The sequence below is a fragment of the Pantoea sp. Ap-870 genome, assembly GCF_011752515.1.
GTDB lineage: Bacteria > Pseudomonadota > Gammaproteobacteria > Enterobacterales > Enterobacteriaceae > Pantoea > Pantoea dispersa.
The window spans coordinates 158,295-176,001 of record NZ_VWXG01000004.1 but is presented as its reverse complement, the minus strand read 5'-3'; the positions used below and the strand labels follow the sequence as shown (position 1 = coordinate 176,001).

General features: G+C 56.9%; 14 protein-coding genes. 12 read left to right on the top strand and 2 right to left on the bottom strand.

The window, feature by feature from the left end:
• Positions 1 to 79: 79 nt before the first annotated feature.
• Together nhaA and nhaR are read left to right on the top strand one after the other, a co-directional pair.
• Positions 80 to 1,258 carry a Na+/H+ antiporter NhaA gene (gene nhaA / locus F3J41_RS11965; RefSeq protein WP_031279712.1) on the top strand — a complete coding sequence of 393 codons (1,179 nt, stop codon included), beginning with the start codon at positions 80 to 82 and terminating at the stop codon, positions 1,256 to 1,258.
• Positions 1,259 to 1,287: 29 nt separating this feature from the next.
• A complete protein-coding gene (gene nhaR, locus F3J41_RS11960) occupies positions 1,288 to 2,190 on the top strand; it encodes a transcriptional activator NhaR (protein ID WP_058780421.1) in 903 nt (300 codons plus the stop codon).
• Between the two features lie 51 nt (positions 2,191 to 2,241).
• On the opposite strand, the gene rpsT is transcribed toward nhaR, so the two are convergent.
• Positions 2,242 to 2,505, bottom strand: a complete 264-nt coding sequence (gene rpsT, locus F3J41_RS11955) for a 30S ribosomal protein S20 (RefSeq protein ID WP_013507813.1) — start codon at positions 2,503 to 2,505, stop codon at positions 2,242 to 2,244.
• Between the two features lie 319 nt (positions 2,506 to 2,824).
• On the opposite strand from rpsT, the gene ribF reads away from it, so the two are divergent.
• The 10 genes from ribF (at position 2,825) to folA (ending at position 16,568) form a co-directional block, all read left to right on the top strand.
• Positions 2,825 to 3,763: a bifunctional riboflavin kinase/FAD synthetase gene (ribF, locus tag F3J41_RS11950; protein ID WP_166711244.1), complete on the top strand. Its 939-nt coding sequence runs from the start codon at positions 2,825 to 2,827 to the stop codon at positions 3,761 to 3,763.
• Between the two features lie 27 nt (positions 3,764 to 3,790).
• Entirely contained in the window at positions 3,791 to 6,610 is a 2,820-nt protein-coding gene (gene ileS, locus F3J41_RS11945) for an isoleucine--tRNA ligase (protein WP_166711242.1), read from the top strand.
• On the top strand, positions 6,610 to 7,110 hold the full coding sequence (lspA, locus tag F3J41_RS11940) for a signal peptidase II (RefSeq protein ID WP_058770635.1): 501 nt from the start codon (positions 6,610 to 6,612) through the stop codon (positions 7,108 to 7,110). Before ileS ends, lspA begins: the two co-directional genes overlap by 1 nt.
• A gap of 9 nt (positions 7,111 to 7,119) precedes the next feature.
• Positions 7,120 to 7,590 (top strand): FKBP-type peptidyl-prolyl cis-trans isomerase, encoded by a 471-nt coding sequence (gene fkpB, locus F3J41_RS11935; RefSeq protein WP_021507597.1) that lies wholly within the window; start codon positions 7,120 to 7,122, stop codon positions 7,588 to 7,590.
• On the top strand, positions 7,571 to 8,524 hold the full coding sequence (ispH, locus tag F3J41_RS11930; protein ID WP_021507596.1) for a 4-hydroxy-3-methylbut-2-enyl diphosphate reductase: 954 nt from the start codon (positions 7,571 to 7,573) through the stop codon (positions 8,522 to 8,524). Before fkpB ends, ispH begins: the two co-directional genes overlap by 20 nt.
• A 223-nt stretch (positions 8,525 to 8,747) precedes the next feature.
• On the top strand, positions 8,748 to 9,563 hold the full coding sequence (gene dapB / locus F3J41_RS11925) for a 4-hydroxy-tetrahydrodipicolinate reductase (protein WP_058759647.1): 816 nt from the start codon (positions 8,748 to 8,750) through the stop codon (positions 9,561 to 9,563).
• 470 nt (positions 9,564 to 10,033) lie between these two features.
• On the top strand, positions 10,034 to 11,182 hold the full coding sequence (gene carA / locus F3J41_RS11920; protein ID WP_166711240.1) for a glutamine-hydrolyzing carbamoyl-phosphate synthase small subunit: 1,149 nt from the start codon (positions 10,034 to 10,036) through the stop codon (positions 11,180 to 11,182).
• 13 nt (positions 11,183 to 11,195) lie between these two features.
• The gene (gene carB, locus F3J41_RS11915; RefSeq protein WP_166711238.1) at positions 11,196 to 14,420 is read left to right on the top strand and encodes a carbamoyl-phosphate synthase large subunit; all 3,225 of its coding nucleotides are present in this window, start codon (positions 11,196 to 11,198) and stop codon (positions 14,418 to 14,420) included.
• Between the two features lie 234 nt (positions 14,421 to 14,654).
• Positions 14,655 to 15,797, top strand: coding sequence for a porin (locus tag F3J41_RS11910; protein WP_058774843.1), 1,143 nt, complete (start codon positions 14,655 to 14,657; stop codon positions 15,795 to 15,797).
• Positions 15,798 to 16,085: 288 nt separating this feature from the next.
• Complete coding sequence (folA, locus tag F3J41_RS11905; RefSeq protein WP_031279709.1) at positions 16,086 to 16,568, top strand: type 3 dihydrofolate reductase; 483 nt, start codon at positions 16,086 to 16,088, stop codon at positions 16,566 to 16,568.
• A 234-nt stretch (positions 16,569 to 16,802) separates the two neighbouring features.
• Here the strand turns inward: folA and apaH are convergent, their stop codons facing one another.
• The gene (gene apaH / locus F3J41_RS11900) at positions 16,803 to 17,672 is read right to left on the bottom strand and encodes a bis(5'-nucleosyl)-tetraphosphatase (symmetrical) ApaH (protein ID WP_058759644.1); all 870 of its coding nucleotides are present in this window, start codon (positions 17,670 to 17,672) and stop codon (positions 16,803 to 16,805) included.
• Positions 17,673 to 17,707: the final 35 nt, after the last annotated feature.

Here is a 17,707-nt window from a genome sequence, read left to right as displayed (position 1 = left end):
AAACGAGACATAAGCTGCTTTTAACGAGGTGTTGCAGCGGCTAAACTTCTCCACCAAATGTCTCTGCTCAGGAGGAGTTGTGAACAAACCCCGTAGTATTCGAAGCTTGCTGAAAAGCTTTATCGAAAGTGACGCCAGCAACGGCATGGTACTGATTCTGGCGGCGGTGGCGGCGATGGTGCTGGCCAATAATGCCGCCACCGCGCAGGGCTATCAAAACCTGCTGGCGGAGCCGGTACAGATTCGCTTCGGCGCGCTGGATATCAGCAAAAACCTGCTGCTGTGGATTAACGATGCGCTGATGGCGCTGTTCTTTCTGCTGATAGGCCTCGAAGTGAAGCGTGAACTGATCAGCGGCGAGCTGGCCAGCCGCGATCGCGCCATCTTCCCGGTGATTGCGGCGCTGGGCGGCATGGTTGCGCCGGCGCTCATTTTCCTGCTGTTCAATCATGATAACGAAGTTGCCCGCAACGGCTGGGCCATCCCGACCGCCACCGACATCGCCTTTGCGCTCGGCGTGCTGGCGCTGCTCGGCAGCCGGGTACCGGCGGCGCTGAAAGTGTTCCTGATGGCGCTGGCGATCATTGATGACCTCGGTGCCATCGTGATTATTGCGCTGTTCTATACCAGCGATCTGTCAGTGCTGTCGCTGAGCGTGGCGGGCGGCGCTATCGTGCTGCTGGCGATCCTCAATCGCTGCGGGGTGCGCAACATCGCGGTGTATATGCTGGTGGGCGTGGTGTTGTGGACCGCGGTACTGAAGTCCGGCGTGCATGCCACACTGGCGGGCGTGGTGGTGGGCTTCTTTGTGCCGCTGGAGGAGAAAGAGGGACACTCACCGGCTGAGCACCTGGCGCACGGACTGATGCCGTGGGTGAACTGGCTGATCCTGCCGCTGTTCGCGTTCGCCAACGCCGGCATCTCGCTCAGCGGCATCACCTTTGGCGATGTGCTGTCGCCGGAGCCGCTTGGCATTATCCTCGGTCTGCTGATTGGTAAACCGTTAGGTATCACGCTGTTCTGCTGGCTGGCGGTGAAGCTGCGGCTGGCGGCGTTGCCTGGCAGCACCACCATTCGCGACATTATGGCAATCGGCGTGCTGTGCGGTATCGGCTTTACCATGTCGATCTTCATCAGTTCGCTGGCGTTTGACGCCGCGCATGAACAGCTGGTGACGTTCTCGAAGCTGGGCATTCTTAGCGGTTCACTGCTGTCGGCGGTGATAGGTTACACGCTGCTGCGCATCAAACTGCGCTAATAAGGAGAGGCGCAAGCCTCCTTTATGGTATGAATCAGCTCAATTTTAATCATCTCTACTACTTCTGGCAGGTGTGCAAAACCGGTTCGGTGGTGCGCGCCGCTGAAGTGCTGTGCCTCACGCCGCAGACCGTAACCGGCCAGATCAAAGCGCTGGAAGAGCAGCTGGATGGCGTGCTGTTTCGCCGTCAGGGGCGCGGTCTGGTGCCCACCGAGCTGGGGCAGCTGGTGTTCCGCTATGCCGATCGCATGTTTATGCTCAGCCAGGAAATGCTCGATATCGTTAACTACCGCAAGGAGTCGCATCTGCTGTTTGATGTTGGCGTGGCGGATGCGCTGTCAAAACAGCTGGTGAGCAAGGTGCTGGAAACGGTGGTGATGGCCGGCGAGAAAATTCAGCTGCGCTGCTTTGAATCAACGCATGAAATGCTGCTGGAGCAGCTCAGCCAGCACAAGCTGGATATGATCCTCTCCGACTGCCCGATTGATTCAACCCAGCAGGCCGGGCTGTTTTCGGTCAAGCTCGGCGAATGTCCGGTTAGCTTCTGGTGTAATGCGCCACTGCCTGAGCTGCCGTTTCCGGCCTGTCTGGAGCAGCGGCGCCTGCTGCTGCCCGGCCGGCGTTCGATGCTGGGGCGCAAGCTGCTGAACTGGATCCACAGCCAGGGGTTACAGGTTGAGATTCTCGGTGAATTTGATGATGCGGCGCTGATGAAGGCGTTTGGCGCGCAGAACAATGCGATCTTTGTCGCACCGACGCTGTACGGGGATGATGTCTATCGTGACGATAGCGTGCGCGAGATCGGCAGGCTGGAGACGGTGATGGAGGAGTATCACGTTATTTTTGCCGGGCGCATGATTCAGCATCCGGCGGTGCAGAGCATTTGCCATCGCGACTTCAGCGCGCTGTTCAGCCACGGATCGCAGGCATAAAAAAACCGGCGAAGCGCCGGTTCTTTTAACAAAGCGATTAACAGACGGCGATTAAGCCAGTTTGTTGATCTGAGCAGTCAGGTTTGCTTTATGACGTGCAGCTTTGTTTTTGTGGATCAGACCTTTAGCAGCCTGACGGTCCACGATTGGTTGCATTTCGTTGAATGCGTTCTGCGCAGCAGCTTTGTCGCCGGTTGCGATAGCCGCGTATACTTTCTTGATGAAAGTACGCATCATAGAACGATTGCTCGCGTTATGCTTGCGACGTTTCTCAGATGTTACGGCGCGTTTCTTAGCTGATTTGATATTAGCCAAGGTCCAACTCCCAAATGTGTTCTATATGGACAAATCAAAGGCCGAGGACTATGCCTTTTGCGCCTTCTTTTGTCAATGGATTTGTGCAATAAAGCGTCGTTTTAACCACGACACCCGCTTACGTAATTGATGGCGCAAGATTCTACCAGCAACACCGCGCTGAATACAGTATTTCGCAACAAAATTGTTGTGATGGGGCCGGAGCCGCCAGCCAGCGGGCGCCTGACGCTGAATCAGGCGCAGGAAAGGCACGCAGACGGGTTAACCTGAACGCTATTCAAGGGTATAATCCGCCGATTTCCACCGGTTTGAGTCAGCCATGAAGTTTATCCGCGGTATTTACAATCTGAAAGAGCAGCATCGCGGCTGCGTCCTGACCATTGGTAATTTTGACGGCGTGCATCGCGGCCACCAGGCGCTGATGGCGGAGTTAATTGCCGAAGGACGTAGACGCAACCTGCCGGTGGTGGTGATGCTGTTTGAGCCACAGCCGCTGGAGCTGTTTGCCGGCGACAAAGCGCCGGCGCGCCTGACGCGTCTGCGTGAAAAGCTCAAATACCTCGCACTGGCCGGCGTTGATGCCGTGGTGTGCGTGCGCTTCGATCGCCGTTTTGCGGCACACTCAGCACAAAGCTTTATCAGCGAACTGCTGGTCGACAAGCTTAATGTGAAATTCCTCGCAGTGGGGGATGATTTCCGGTTTGGCGCTGGTCGCCAGGGGGATTTCCTGTTATTACAGAAAGCCGGTGCGGAGTATGGCTTTGAGGTCATCAGCACCCAGACCTATTGTGATGGCGGCAAACGTATCAGCAGTACGGCGGTACGTCAGGCGCTGGCGCAGGACGATTTTGCTCAGGCGCAGCAGCTGCTCGGTCATCCGTTCAGTATTTCTGGCCGCGTGGTGCACGGTGATGCACTGGGACGCACCATTGGTTTCCCGACCGCCAATCTCCCGCTTCGTCGCACCGTGACGCCGGTAAAAGGTGTCTTTGCGGTAGAAGTGCTGGGGCTGGGCGAGCAGCCGATTCCCGGCGTGGCAAACATTGGTACGCGCCCGACGGTAAAAGGTCTGCGTCAGCAGCTTGAAGTTCACCTGCTCGACACACATATGAATCTTTATGGGCGCCACATTGAGGTGGTGCTGAAGCAGAAGATTCGCGACGAACAGCGTTTCGCTTCGCTGGACGCGCTGAAAGAACAAATTGCGAAAGATGTGGTGACGGCCCGCCAATTTTTTGGGCTAAAAACACCGGTTTAATGACCGAAATACGGAACCGAGAATCTGATGAGTGACTATAAATCTACCCTGAATTTGCCGGAAACGGGGTTCCCGATGCGTGGCGATCTGGCCAAACGCGAACCGGGAATGCTGCAACGTTGGTATGATGACAACCTGTACGGCATCATCCGCGCAGCCAAAAAAGGGAAAAAAACCTTTATCCTGCATGATGGCCCTCCATATGCGAACGGCAGCATTCATATTGGTCACTCAGTTAACAAGATTCTGAAAGATATTATCGTTAAGTCGAAAGGCATGGCGGGCTTTGACTCGCCGTATGTTCCCGGCTGGGACTGCCACGGCTTACCGATTGAGCACAAAGTTGAGCAGATGATTGGCAAGCCGGGCGAGAAAGTCAGCGCAGCTGAATTCCGCGCAGCCTGCCGCAACTACGCGGCGGAGCAGGTTGAAGGCCAGAAGAAGGACTTCATCCGCCTTGGCGTGCTCGGTGACTGGGATCGTCCTTATCTGACCATGAATTTCCAGACCGAAGCCAACATCATTCGCGCGCTGGGCAAGATTATCGGTAATGGCCATCTGCACAAAGGCGCCAAGCCGGTGCACTGGTGCATGGACTGCCGTTCCGCGCTGGCGGAAGCGGAAGTGGAGTATTACGACAAAACCTCACTTTCTATCGACGTGATGTTTAACGCGCTGGACGCCGATGCGGTACGCGCGAAGTTTGGCGTTGCGGCGTCAGAAGGCCCGGTTTCACTGGTTATCTGGACCACCACGCCGTGGACCATGCCGGCAAACCGCGCCATCTCGCTGCATCCGGAATTCGACTACCAGCTGGTGCAGATTGCCGGCCGCAGCCTGATCCTCGCGAAAGATCTGGTGGAATCGGTGCTGAAACGCGCAGGCATCAGTGAGTGGCAGGTGCTGGGCGAATGCAAAGGCGCCGCGCTGGAGCTGCAGCTGTTCCAGCATCCGTTCCTTGAGCAGATTCAGTCGAAAGTGGTGCTGGGCGAGCACGTCACGCTGGACGCCGGTACCGGTGCGGTGCACACCGCGCCAGGCCACGGTCCGGATGACTATGTGATCGGCCAGAAGTACGGCATCGAAACCGCTAACCCGGTCGGGCCGGACGGCGCGTATCTGCCGGGCACCTATCCAACCCTGGATGGCGTTAACGTATTTAAAGCCAACGACATGATCGTTGCGCTGCTGCAGGAGAAAGGCGCGCTGCTGCACGTGGAAAAACTGCTGCACAGCTATCCGCACTGCTGGCGTCATAAAACGCCAATCATCTTCCGTGCGACGCCGCAGTGGTTTATCAGCATGGATCAGAAAGGCCTGCGTGCGCAGTCGCTGAAAGAGATCAAAGGCGTGCAGTGGATCCCGGACTGGGGCCAGGCGCGTATCGAAGCGATGGTCGCTAACCGTCCGGACTGGTGCATCTCGCGCCAGCGCACCTGGGGCGTGCCGATGGCACTGTTCGTCCATAAAGAGAGCGAGCAGCTGCACCCGGATACGCTGGAGCTAATGGAGAAAGTGGCGCAGCGCGTCGAGCAGGACGGTATTCAGGCGTGGTGGGATCTCGATCCGCGCGATCTGATGGGCGATGACGCCGATCACTACGTCAAAGTGCCGGATACCCTCGACGTCTGGTTTGACTCCGGATCGACCAGCTTCTCGGTGGTAGATGCGCGTCCGGAATTTGACGGGCACGCACCGGATATGTATCTGGAAGGCTCGGATCAGCATCGCGGCTGGTTCATGTCGTCGCTGATGATTTCCACGGCGATGAAAGGCAAAGCGCCTTACCGTCAGGTACTGACTCACGGCTTCACCGTCGACGGTCAGGGCCGCAAAATGTCGAAATCCATCGGCAACACCGTGGCACCGCAGGATGTGATGGACAAGCTGGGCGCGGATATTCTGCGTCTGTGGGTGGCCTCAACCGACTACTCCGGTGAGATGGCAGTATCCGACGAAATCCTGAAACGGGCCGCCGACAGCTATCGCCGTATCCGTAACACTGCGCGCTTCCTGCTGGCCAACCTTGCAGGCTTCAACCCGGCGACCGACTGCGTCAGCCCGGAAGAGATGGTGGTAGTGGATCGCTGGGCCGTAGGCCGTGCGCTGGCGGCACAGCAGGACATCGTGCAGTCGTACGAGAACTACGATTTCCACGAAGTGGTGCAGCGTCTGATGCACTTCTGCTCCATCGAGATGGGCTCGTTCTACCTCGACGTGATCAAAGATCGTCAGTACACCGCGAAGGGCGACAGCCTGGCGCGTCGCAGCTGCCAGACCGCGCTGTGGCATATCGCTGAAGCGCTGGTGCGTTGGATGGCGCCGATCATGTCGTTCACCGCGGATGAGATCTGGGGCTATCTGCCTGGCGAGCGTCCACAGTACGTGTTCACCGAAGAGTGGTATCAGGGCCTGTTTGGTCTGGCGCAGGATGAAGCGCTGAACGATGCGTACTGGGCAGAACTGCTGAAAGTGCGCGGTGAAGTGAATAAGGTGATCGAGCAGGCGCGCAGCGACAAGCGCATCGGCGGCGCACTCGAAGCCACCGTCACGCTGTACGCCGATCCGGAACTGGCGGCGAAGCTGCAGGCGCTGGGCGATGAGCTGCGTTTCGTGCTGCTGACCTCGGGCGCGACCGTGGCGGATTACGTGACGGCCAGCGACGAAGCGCAGCAGAGCGAGCTTTTAAAAGGTCTGAAAATCGCGCTGCATAAAGCAGAAGGCGAGAAATGTCCGCGCTGCTGGCATTACACTACTGACGTCGGCCAGAATCCGGAGCATGCTGCGGTGTGTGGACGTTGCTACACCAACGTAGCCGGAAACGGTGAAGTGCGGAAATTTGCCTGATGAGTAAACTGTGCTCAACCGGACTGCGCTGGGTATGGCTGGTGCTGGTGATGATCGTGGTCGATTTTGCCAGCAAGCAGTGGGTCATGAACAACATGATGCTGCATGAAACCCAGCCGCTAATGCCGTTCCTGAACCTGTTCTACGCGCACAACTACGGCGCGGCGTTCAGCTTCCTGGCAGACAAAGGTGGCTGGCAGCGCTGGTTCTTTGCCGGTATCGCCATCGCCATTGTGGTGTCGCTGCTGGTGATGATGTATCGCAATCGCGCCAGCAATAAATTAACCAACATTGCCTACGCGCTGATTATCGGCGGGGCGCTGGGTAACCTGTTTGATCGTGCCTGGCACGGCTTTGTGGTCGACTTTATCGACTTCTATGTCGGTGACTGGCACTTCGCCACCTTTAACATTGCCGACTGCGGAATCTGCATCGGTGCGGCGCTGGTGGTGCTGGAGGGCTTTCTCAGCCCGAAAGGCAAACAGGTCACGAATAAATAAGGGTAACAGATGACAGACATCGTTCAGCGCGACAGCGCGCTGCTGGTGCATTTTACACTGAAGCTGGAGGATGGCTCGACGGCTGAATCCACGCGCGCCAACGGCAAGCCTGCGCTGTTCCGTCTGGGAGATGGCAGCCTGTCGGCGGCGCTGGAGCAGGAGCTGGTCGGGCGTAAAGTGGGCGATCAGCACGCCTTTACGCTGGAGCCGGAAGACGCCTTTGGCGCTGCCAGCCCGGATCTGATCCAGTACTTCTCGCGCCGTGATTTCATCGACGCGGGCGAGCCGGAAGTCGGTGCCATCATGCTGTTCAGCGGCATGGGCGGCAGCGAGATGCCGGGCGTGATTCGTGAAATTTCCGGTGACTCGATTACCGTCGATTTCAACCATCCGCTGGCGGGTCAGCGCATTAAATTCGAGATTGAAGTGCTGGAGATCGATCCGGTGCTGGAGGCCAGCGATGCAAATCCTGTTAGCTAACCCACGCGGTTTCTGTGCAGGCGTTGACCGCGCCATCAGCATTGTCGAGCGGGCGCTGGAGATGTATGGCGCGCCGATCTACGTGCGTCATGAAGTGGTGCATAACCGCTACGTGGTCAGCAGCCTGCGCGAGCGCGGTGCGATCTTCATTGAAGAGATCAGTGAAGTACCGGACAACGCCATCCTGATTTTCTCGGCACACGGCGTTTCCCAGGCGGTACGCGCCGAAGCGAAAGCGCGCAGCCTCACCATGCTGTTTGACGCCACCTGTCCGCTGGTGACCAAGGTGCATATGGAAGTGGCGCGTGCCAGCCGTAAAGGTGTGGAAGCGATTCTCATCGGCCACGCCGGCCATCCGGAAGTGGAAGGCACCATGGGCCAGTACAGCAACCCGAACGGCGGTATGTATCTGGTGGAGTCGCCTGAGGATGTGTTTAAGCTGCAGGTAAAAGATGAAAACAACCTGTGCTTTATGACGCAGACCACGCTATCGGTGGATGATACCTCGGACGTGATCGATGCGCTGCGTCAGCGCTTCCCGGCAATCATCGGACCGCGTAAGGATGATATCTGCTACGCCACCACCAACCGCCAGGAAGCCGTGCGCGTGCTGGCGCAGGATGCGGAGGTGGTTCTGGTGGTCGGCTCGAAAAACTCCTCCAACTCGAATCGTCTGGCGGAACTGGCGCAGCGTGCCGGCAAGCTGGCGAAGCTGATTGATTCTGCGGATGATATTCAGGAAGAGTGGGTTAAAGGCGTGCAGTGTATCGGCGTTACCGCTGGCGCTTCGGCTCCGGATATTCTGGTGCAGCAGGTGATTCAGCGCCTGCGTGAGCTGGGCGGCGAAGCGGCAATTGAGCTGATTGGCCGTGAAGAGAATATCGTGTTTGAAGTGCCGAAAGAGCTGCGCGTCGACGTACGCAACGTGCAGTAAGCACTTCAATTTGCTGACAGAAACAGGCCGACAGTGTTCGGCCTTTTCTTTATCCTTTATCACCTCAGCCGTGACTTCCAGCGGGCGGGATTGCTTTTACTGATAATCTATCGCGGCTGGCCTAAAATTCTTATTATCCCGTTATTATTGTGGCGTGACTGTTATCTGACCGTTAACCTGTTTACGCTTTGCATGCATAGTTTTGTATCAGGAATGAATAAATATGAGTGAAATCCGCATTGCTATTGTTGGTGCGCCGGGTCGCATGGGACGCAATCTGATTCAGGCCGCACAGCAGGCGGAAGGCGTGGTGTTAGGCGCGGCGCTGGCGCGCAGCGGTTCCTCGCTGCTGGGGGCGGATGCCGGTGAACTGGCGGGAATCGGCAAAACCGGCGTACGGGTGACCGACGATCTGCTGCAGGTGGTGAATGATTTCGATGTGCTGATCGATTTCACCCGTCCGGAAGGCACGCTGGAATATCTGGCGTTCTGCCGTCAGCATCAAAAAGCGATGGTGATTGGCACCACCGGTTTTGATGAAGCCGGTAAGGCAGCCATCCGTGAAGCAGCTGAAGAGATTGGCATCGTGTTTGCCGCTAACTTCAGCGTAGGCGTCAATCTGGTGCTTAACCTGTTACAGCAGGCGGCAAAAGTGATGGGCGACTATGCGGATATCGAGATTGTGGAAGCGCATCACCGCCACAAAGTGGATGCGCCATCAGGCACAGCGCTGGCGATGGGAGAAGCGATTGCCGACGCCATGCACTGGAAGCTGGATGAGCACGCGGTTTACGCGCGCGAAGGCCATACCGGCGAGCGCAAGGCGCAAACCATCGGCTTTGCCACCGTGCGTGCGGGCGATATTGTCGGTGAGCACACCGCGATGTTTGCGGATATCGGCGAGCGCGTAGAGATTACGCACAAGGCTTCCAGCCGCATGACCTTCGCCAATGGGGCCGTTAAAGCCGCCGCATGGTTGAAAGATAAAAAATCCGGCCTTTATGATATGCGTGATGTGCTGGATTTATCGATGTTGTGAGTGTTGTGAACCATCGTGATGTGGTTATTTCAATCGGTAAGATATTGATTGAACAGGGCAATGTTTTCATTGCCCTTTATTTTGTCTGTAAAATGGCAATCTGAGTGTCATTTTTGTTTATGATTGTTATTTTTGTGATTTAACTGCACGTTTTTTCATGTTGAGTGGCTTTTTTTGACCATTTGGTCAAAAATTTACGCAGTCAGCCGGTGTTTTGCCATTAATTGCGTCAGGCAACCGATTATTTATCGGAGATCTCTCACTATTTTGTCGCCTTGCTTCACTTTTAACATTCAGTAGCCCGAAATATACAAAAAAATAACCGCTCAGGGTAGACAATCACCAGGTCGATCATTAGAATGCGCGCAATTTGCCAAAAATCGAGCGGTCAGGCGGTTTTTGCATTGATTCAGCGCATCATTTTGAATTAATATGCAGATATTGTGACTGTTTATTCCCTGGAGGATGTTTTGATTAAGTCAGCGCTCTTGGTTCTGGAAGACGGAACCCAATTCCACGGTCGGGCCATCGGGGCAACGGGATCGGCAGTGGGGGAGGTCGTTTTCAATACGTCAATGACCGGTTATCAAGAAATCCTCACTGATCCTTCCTATTCCCGCCAGATCGTCACCCTCACTTATCCTCATATCGGCAACGTTGGTGCCAATGCCGCCGATGAAGAATCCAGTCAAATCCATGCTCAGGGCCTCGTCATCCGCGATCTGCCGCTGATTACCAGCAACTTCCGCAGCGAAGAGAGCCTGTCAGCCTATCTGCAGCGCAACAATATTGTCGGTATCGCCGATATTGATACGCGCAAACTGACGCGCCTGCTGCGTGAGAAAGGGGCGCTGAACGGCTGCATCATCGCCGGCGACAGTCCGGATGCGGCGCTGGCGCTGCAGAAAGCCCTGGCGTTCCCGGGCCTGAAAGGCATGGACCTGGCGAAAGAAGTGACCACGGCGGAAACCTACGCGTGGCAGCAGGGGAGCTGGGCGCTGAAAGGCGGCCTGCCCGAGCAGCAAAGCGCTGACGCGTTGCCATTCCACGTGGTGGCTTATGACTACGGTGCCAAGCGCAACATTCTGCGCATGCTGGTGGATCGCGGCTGTCGCCTGACGGTTGTCCCGGCGCAAACGCCGGCTGATGAGGTGCTGGCGCTGAATCCGGACGGGATTTTCCTGTCGAATGGCCCTGGCGACCCGGAGCCGTGCGACTACGCCATCAGCGCGATTCAGGCTTTCCTGAAAACCGACATTCCGGTGTTTGGTATCTGTCTTGGCCATCAGCTGCTGGCGCTGGCCAGCGGTGCAAAAACCGTGAAGATGAAGCTTGGCCATCACGGTGGCAACCATCCGGTGAAAGATCTCGATAACAACACCGTGATGATCACCGCACAGAACCACGGTTTTGCCGTCGATGAAACCAACCTGCCGGCTAACCTGCGCGTGACCCATGTTTCCCTGTTTGACCAGACCGTACAGGGTATTCACCGCACCGACAAACCGGCGTTCAGCTTCCAGGGACATCCGGAAGCCAGCCCAGGCCCCCACGATGCGGCGCCGCTGTTCGATCACTTTATCGAACTGATCGAAGCTTACCGTTCTAACGCGAAGTAATCAGGAGCCCACGATGCCAAAACGTACTGACATAAAATCTATCCTGATCCTTGGCGCTGGCCCGATTGTGATTGGCCAGGCATGTGAATTCGACTATTCAGGTGCGCAGGCGTGTAAAGCGCTGCGTGAAGAGGGTTACCGCGTCATTCTGGTGAACTCTAACCCGGCCACCATCATGACTGACCCGGAAATGGCGGATGCGACCTACATCGAGCCTATCCACTGGGAAGTGGTGCGTAAAATCATTGAAAAAGAGCGCCCGGATGCGGTGCTGCCGACCATGGGTGGCCAGACCGCGCTGAACTGTGCACTGGAGCTGGAGCGTCAGGGCGTGCTGGCCGAGTTTGGCGTGACCATGATTGGTGCCACCGCCGATGCGATTGATAAAGCCGAAGACCGTCGCCGCTTCGACGTGGCGATGAAGAGCATCGGCCTGGATACCGCACGTTCCGGTATCGCGCACACCATGGAAGAAGCGCTGGCGGTAGCGGAAGAGGTCGGTTTCCCGTGCATCATTCGTCCGTCATTTACCATGGGCGGCACCGGTGGCGGTATCGCTTACAACCGCGAAGAGTTTGAAGAGATTTGCGAGCGCGGCCTCGATCTGTCGCCAACCAATGAGCTGCTGATTGATGAGTCGCTGATTGGCTGGAAAGAGTACGAGATGGAAGTGGTGCGTGATAAAAACGACAACTGCATCATCGTCTGCTCGATCGAAAACTTTGACGCCATGGGGATTCACACCGGTGACTCCATCACCGTGGCGCCAGCCCAAACGCTGACCGATAAAGAGTATCAAATCATGCGTAACGCCTCGCTGGCGGTGCTGCGTGAAATCGGTGTCGAAACCGGCGGTTCCAACGTCCAGTTCTCGGTGAACCCGAAAGATGGCCGCCTGATCGTCATTGAGATGAACCCGCGCGTGTCGCGCTCCTCAGCGCTGGCCTCGAAAGCGACCGGCTTCCCGATTGCCAAAGTTGCGGCCAAGCTGGCGGTGGGCTTTACCCTCGATGAACTGATGAACGACATCACCGGTGGCCGTACGCCGGCCTCGTTCGAGCCGTCCATCGACTACGTCGTCACCAAAATTCCCCGCTTCAACTTCGAGAAGTTTGCCGGTGCCAATGACCGTCTGACCACGCAGATGAAATCGGTCGGTGAAGTGATGGCGATTGGCCGCACGTTCCAGGAATCGATGCAGAAAGCGCTGCGCGGTCTGGAAGTGGGCGCCAGCGGTTTCGACCCGAAAGTGGATCTGGATGATGGCGAAGCCCTGACCCGTATCCGCCGCGAGCTGAAAGATGCCGGTTCTGACCGCATCTGGTATATCGCTGATGCGTTCCGTGCCGGCATGTCAGTCGACGGCGTGTTCAACCTGACCAACGTTGACCGCTGGTTCCTGGTGCAGATTGAAGAGCTGGTGCGCCTGGAAGAGCAGGTGGCGCGCGAAGGTGTCAACTCGCTGAGCGCAGATTTCCTGCGTGCGCTGAAGCGTAAAGGCTTTGCCGATGTGCGTCTGGCAACGCTGGCGGGCGTGGCGGAGAGTGAAATCCGCAAGCTGCGTCATCAGTTCAACCTGCATCCGGTTTACAAGCGCGTGGATACCTGTGCGGCAGAGTTCGCCACGGATACCGCCTACATGTACTCCACCTATGAAGAAGAGTGCGAAGCCAATCCTAATCAGGATCGCGACAAAATCATGATTCTGGGCGGCGGGCCAAACCGTATCGGTCAGGGTATTGAGTTCGATTACTGCTGCGTGCATGCGGCGCTGGCGCTGCGTGAAGACGGTTACGAAACCATTATGGTCAACTGTAACCCGGAAACCGTGTCAACCGATTACGACACCTCAGACCGTCTCTACTTCGAGCCGGTAACGCTGGAAGACGTGCTGGAGATCGTGCGCATCGAGCAGCCAAAAGGCGTTATCGTGCAGTACGGTGGTCAGACGCCGCTGAAGCTGGCGCGCGCGCTGGAAGCGGCTGGCGTGCCGGTGATTGGTACCAGCCCGGATGCCATTGACCGCGCGGAAGATCGTGAGCGTTTCCAGCAGGCGGTGGATCGCCTGAAGCTGAAACAGCCGGCTAACGCCACGGTGGCGACGCTGGAACAGGCGGTAGAGAAAGCCGCAGGGATTGGCTATCCGCTGGTGGTGCGTCCTTCTTATGTGCTGGGCGGCCGGGCGATGGAAATCGTCTATGACGAAGTGGATCTCAAGCGCTACTTCCAGACTGCGGTGTCCGTGTCCAACGATGCGCCAGTGCTGCTGGATCGCTTCCTCGATGACGCGGTGGAAGTGGACGTCGATGCGATTTGCGACGGCGAACGCGTGCTGATTGGCGGCATCATGGAACATATCGAGCAGGCGGGCGTGCACTCCGGTGACTCGGCCTGTTCGCTGCCGGCGTACACCCTGAGCAGCGAGATTCAGAACGTGATGCGCCAGCAGGTGGAAAAGCTGGCGTTCGAACTCAACGTACGTGGCCTGATGAACGTGCAGTTTGCGGTCAAGGACAACGAAGTTTACCTGATTGAGGTGAACCCACGTGCCGCGCGTACCGTGCCGTTTGTCTCCAAAGCCACCGGCGTGCCGCTGGCGAAAGTGGCTGCGCGCGTGATGGCTGGCAAAACCCTGGCTGAACAGGGCGTGACCGAAGAGGTGATTCCGCCGTACTACTCGGTAAAAGAAGTGGTGCTGCCGTTCAACAAATTCCCGGGCGTGGACCCGATTCTTGGTCCGGAAATGCGTTCGACCGGTGAGGTGATGGGCGTGGGCCGCACCTTCGCGGAAGCATTCAGCAAAGCTATGCTGGGCGCGCAGAGCAATATGAAGAAGCAGGGGCGTGCGCTGCTGTCGGTGCGTGAAGGCGACAAGAAACGTATTGTTGACCTGGCCGCGAAGCTGCAGAAGTTTGGCTTCGAGCTGGATGCGACGCACGGTACCGCCGTGGTGCTGGGTGAAGCCGGCATCAATCCGCGCCTGGTGAACAAGGTGCACGAAGGGCGTCCGCACATTCAGGATCGCCTGAAGAACGGTGAGTACACTTACATCGTCAACACCACCGCAGGACGTCAGGCGATTGAGGATTCGAAACTGATTCGCCGCAGCGCACTGCAGTACAAAGTGCATTACGACACCACGCTGAACGGTGGTTTTGCTACCGCGATGGCGCTGAATGCGGATCCGACCGAAAAAGTGATTTCGGTGCAGGAAATGCACGCGCAGATCAAAAGCTAAACCGCCTGCTCTGTGACTAAACGGCCCCGCGCGGGCCGTTTTTTTTTGCTGTTTTGCCTGTGCTGCATAAGGTTATACGTTACAAATCTATTGATTTGACATAATTTTTATCAGTTGATGCGAAACCAGTTACATTCAGGCGTATCCGCACAAAATTATAAATACCTCTCCGCTAAGCGCACCGTACTATTCCGCTGCTCAATCATAGAGCGCTCACCTTAACGGGATATAAAAATGAAAATGCGTGCTTTCACTCTCAGCGCAGTGGCTGCGTTACTTGTTGCTGCACCTCTCGCCAGTCAGGCGGAAATCACCCTGCTGAAGCAGGATCCGCAGGCCGGCGATCCGCTTAGCCGTCTTGATTTCAAAGTGGGCGGCAGTATTCGTCCGCAGTATCTGCATCAGAACGGGGTTAACGATAAATCGTATAAGCGTAACGGCTACGACGGCGGTTCACGTTTCCGCTTCAGCGCCAACTACTACCTGTTTGACGATGTCAGCTGGGTGGGTTACTACGAGCTGGGCGTAAACTTCCCGGCCTGGTGGGGCTGGGATAACCACTATGCGGACGGTGCCCACAACACCACGCGTCGCCAGCTGTATACCGGTTTCAAAAGCGCATCGCTGGGCGAGCTCTATTTTGGCCAGCAGAACAGCGTTTATTACGATGTCGTCGGCGCTAAAACCGATATCTGGGACTACGATATGCTGGCCCAGGCACCGGGCAACGGCATCAACGGTGACTACGACGGATCTTACCGCTCGCGCAAGATGCTGAAGTATAAAAACACCTTTGGCGATGCGGATGTCTATGCCGCTTATCTGTTTGAAGATGACGACTATCTGCCGGGCAACGGCCTGCGCTACAAGCGCAAGGGCGGCGGTTCGCTGGGCGTGAACTATCACATCACCAAAGATCTGGCGTGGGGCACCGCGTGGAACTACACCCGTGCGGATATCCGCAATCCGGGCAATGGCGACAGCAAGCGTTACGACCAGAATATCTACGGTACCGCGCTGAGCTGGACGCCGGACAACTGGACGCTGTCCGCCGGTGCGGGCTGGTATGAGAACTTCTCGCCAACCAAACGCAACACCGTTAACAACTACTTCGCGGATGATGCGTGGGGCGTTGAATACTTCGCCGGTTATAAATTCCCGATCGGCCAGTATGCTGTGAAGAGCATCCAGCCGTACTTCATGGGCGATCGCCTGGAGTTCGTCAACGGACGTAACTACAAGCGTATCGATAACGGCGTGGGCGTCAGCGCGCAGCTCGACTACGGTTTCCGCGTCGACTACGAGTACGTGATCACTTCCAGTACCGATAAATCACTGGGCAACGTTAATCTGGTGCGCCTGCGCTACGATTTCTGATGCGTAAATCAACGGCTCCTGCGGGAGCCGTTTTTTTTGGGGCGGACACAGTGCGCTTTTCTTTACACAGCGCGCGGGCAGCGTGGAGCATCACCCTGAGTTGTAGCGCCTTCACCGCGAATTCTGGCGGCTCTTTCCGCTAACGGCCGCAAAGCCGGAGTAAAACTCTGTCGCTCAGACAAAACGCCGAGCCAAGCGGGCTTTACGTAAATAGCACGGTCGTCCTATCGACGAAAGTTTCACCTTTACGTATCATTGCGCCAATTTTTTTCCTGTAGGTCTTTTAACATGATTAGTTTGATCGCGGCACTGGCAGCAGATCGTATTATTGGCATGGAAAACGCCATGCCATGGCACCTGCCTGCCGACCTCGCGTGGTTCAAGCGCAACACGCTGAACAAACCGGTGATTATGGGCCGTCTGACCTTTGAATCGATTGGTCGCCCGTTACCGGGACGTCTGAATATTGTGGTCAGCAGCCAGCCCGGCAACCATGACGGCGTGACCTGGGTGACGTCGCCGGAAGAAGCGATTGCCGCAGCGGGTGAGGCAGAAGAGATCATGGTGATTGGTGGTGGCCGGATTTATGCGCAGATGCTGGCGCGCGCCGATCGTCTCTATCTGACGCATATCGATGCGGAAGTGGAAGGCGACACCCAGTTCCCGGATTACGAGCCGGACGAGTGGCAGTCGACGTTCAGTGAGTTCCACGATGCCGATGCGCAGAATTCGCACAGTTACTGCTTTGAGATTCTGGATCGCCGCCGTTGAGAGTGGCCTGCTGCGCATGAATGCGCACCTTACAACGACAGGGATCAATCGCTGTTTATACATTCCAGGTGCGCATAAATGCGCACCCTACAATGGCAGGGATCAATTGCTGTTTATGATGCGATAAAATTGTGCGATATCAGGCTGATGGCTGCCTCGGTACAGATTGTCGCTGTAGGGTCGCCATTTATGGTGACCAAAAAAAAGCCCCGCTAACATCGCGGGGCTTTTTGTTTACTGCATATCGCTCAGGGGGGAGGGCGCATTCACCGCGCTTTCCGCCATGGCCTGGTCACGGTTCGAGACCTGGGTGTAATACTGGCCGCTCTCCCAGTGCAGCAGGGTCAGCGTTCCGCCCCAGCAGCAGCCGGTGTCGAGCCCGATCACATGCTCTGGCGTGCCTTTTCCTTCCAGCGAAGCCCAGTGACCAAAGATTTGCGTATAATCGCTGCTGATTTTGCCGGGCACCTGGAACCACGGTTTCAGCGGCGGCGGCGCTGAGGCGGGCGCCTCTTTGCAAATCATATCGAGCTGACCATTGGGGAAACAGAAGCGCATGCGCGTCAGCGCATTGGTGCTGAAACGCAGGCGCGCCAGTCCGCTCAGTTCCGGTGTCCAGTTGTTCGGCATGTCGCCATACATGGCATCGAGAAACAGCGGATAGCTGTCGCTGGACAAGACCGCCTCAACTTCGCGCGCGCACTGCTGTGCCGTCTCCAGATCCCACTGCGGCGTAATGCCAGCATGCGCCATCAGCAGCTTTTTCTCTTCATCCACCTGCAGCAGCGGCTGGCGGCGCAGCCAGTTAATCAGCTCGTCGGCATCGTCCGCTTCCAGCAGGGGCGTCAGGCGATCCTTGGGCTTGTTACGGCTGATACCGGCATACACTGCCAGCAAATGCAGGTCATGGTTGCCCAGCACCATGCGCACACAGTCTCCGAGCGACCTGACGTAGCGCAGTACCTCAAGCGAACCCGGACCGCGCGCCACCAGGTCGCCGGTCAGCCATAGCTCGTCCTGCTGCGCATCGAAATTGACCTGCGCCAGCAGCGCACGTAATTCGTCATAACAGCCGTGAATATCGCCAATCAGGTATGTACTCATTAAGTCAGTCCGATGAAAACGCGCCGCCCGGACTG

Bases quoted from the DNA above. Each gene is read 5' to 3' on its own strand.
- ispH (WP_021507596.1), top strand. From the start codon at position 7,571: ATGCAAATCCTGTTAGCTAACCCACGCGGTTTCTGTGCAGGCGTTGAC.
- F3J41_RS11910 (WP_058774843.1), top strand. From the start codon at position 14,655: ATGAAAATGCGTGCTTTCACTCTCAGCGCAGTGGCTGCGTTACTTGTT.
- fkpB (WP_021507597.1), top strand. From the start codon at position 7,120: ATGACAGACATCGTTCAGCGCGACAGCGCGCTGCTGGTGCATTTTACA.
- folA (WP_031279709.1), top strand. From the start codon at position 16,086: ATGATTAGTTTGATCGCGGCACTGGCAGCAGATCGTATTATTGGCATG.
- nhaR (WP_058780421.1), top strand. From the start codon at position 1,288: ATGAATCAGCTCAATTTTAATCATCTCTACTACTTCTGGCAGGTGTGC.
- ileS (WP_166711242.1), top strand. From the start codon at position 3,791: ATGAGTGACTATAAATCTACCCTGAATTTGCCGGAAACGGGGTTCCCG.
- lspA (WP_058770635.1), top strand. From the start codon at position 6,610: ATGAGTAAACTGTGCTCAACCGGACTGCGCTGGGTATGGCTGGTGCTG.
- dapB (WP_058759647.1), top strand. From the start codon at position 8,748: ATGAGTGAAATCCGCATTGCTATTGTTGGTGCGCCGGGTCGCATGGGA.
- apaH (WP_058759644.1), bottom strand. From the start codon at position 17,672: ATGAGTACATACCTGATTGGCGATATTCACGGCTGTTATGACGAATTA.
- ribF (WP_166711244.1), top strand. From the start codon at position 2,825: ATGAAGTTTATCCGCGGTATTTACAATCTGAAAGAGCAGCATCGCGGC.
- carB (WP_166711238.1), top strand. From the start codon at position 11,196: ATGCCAAAACGTACTGACATAAAATCTATCCTGATCCTTGGCGCTGGC.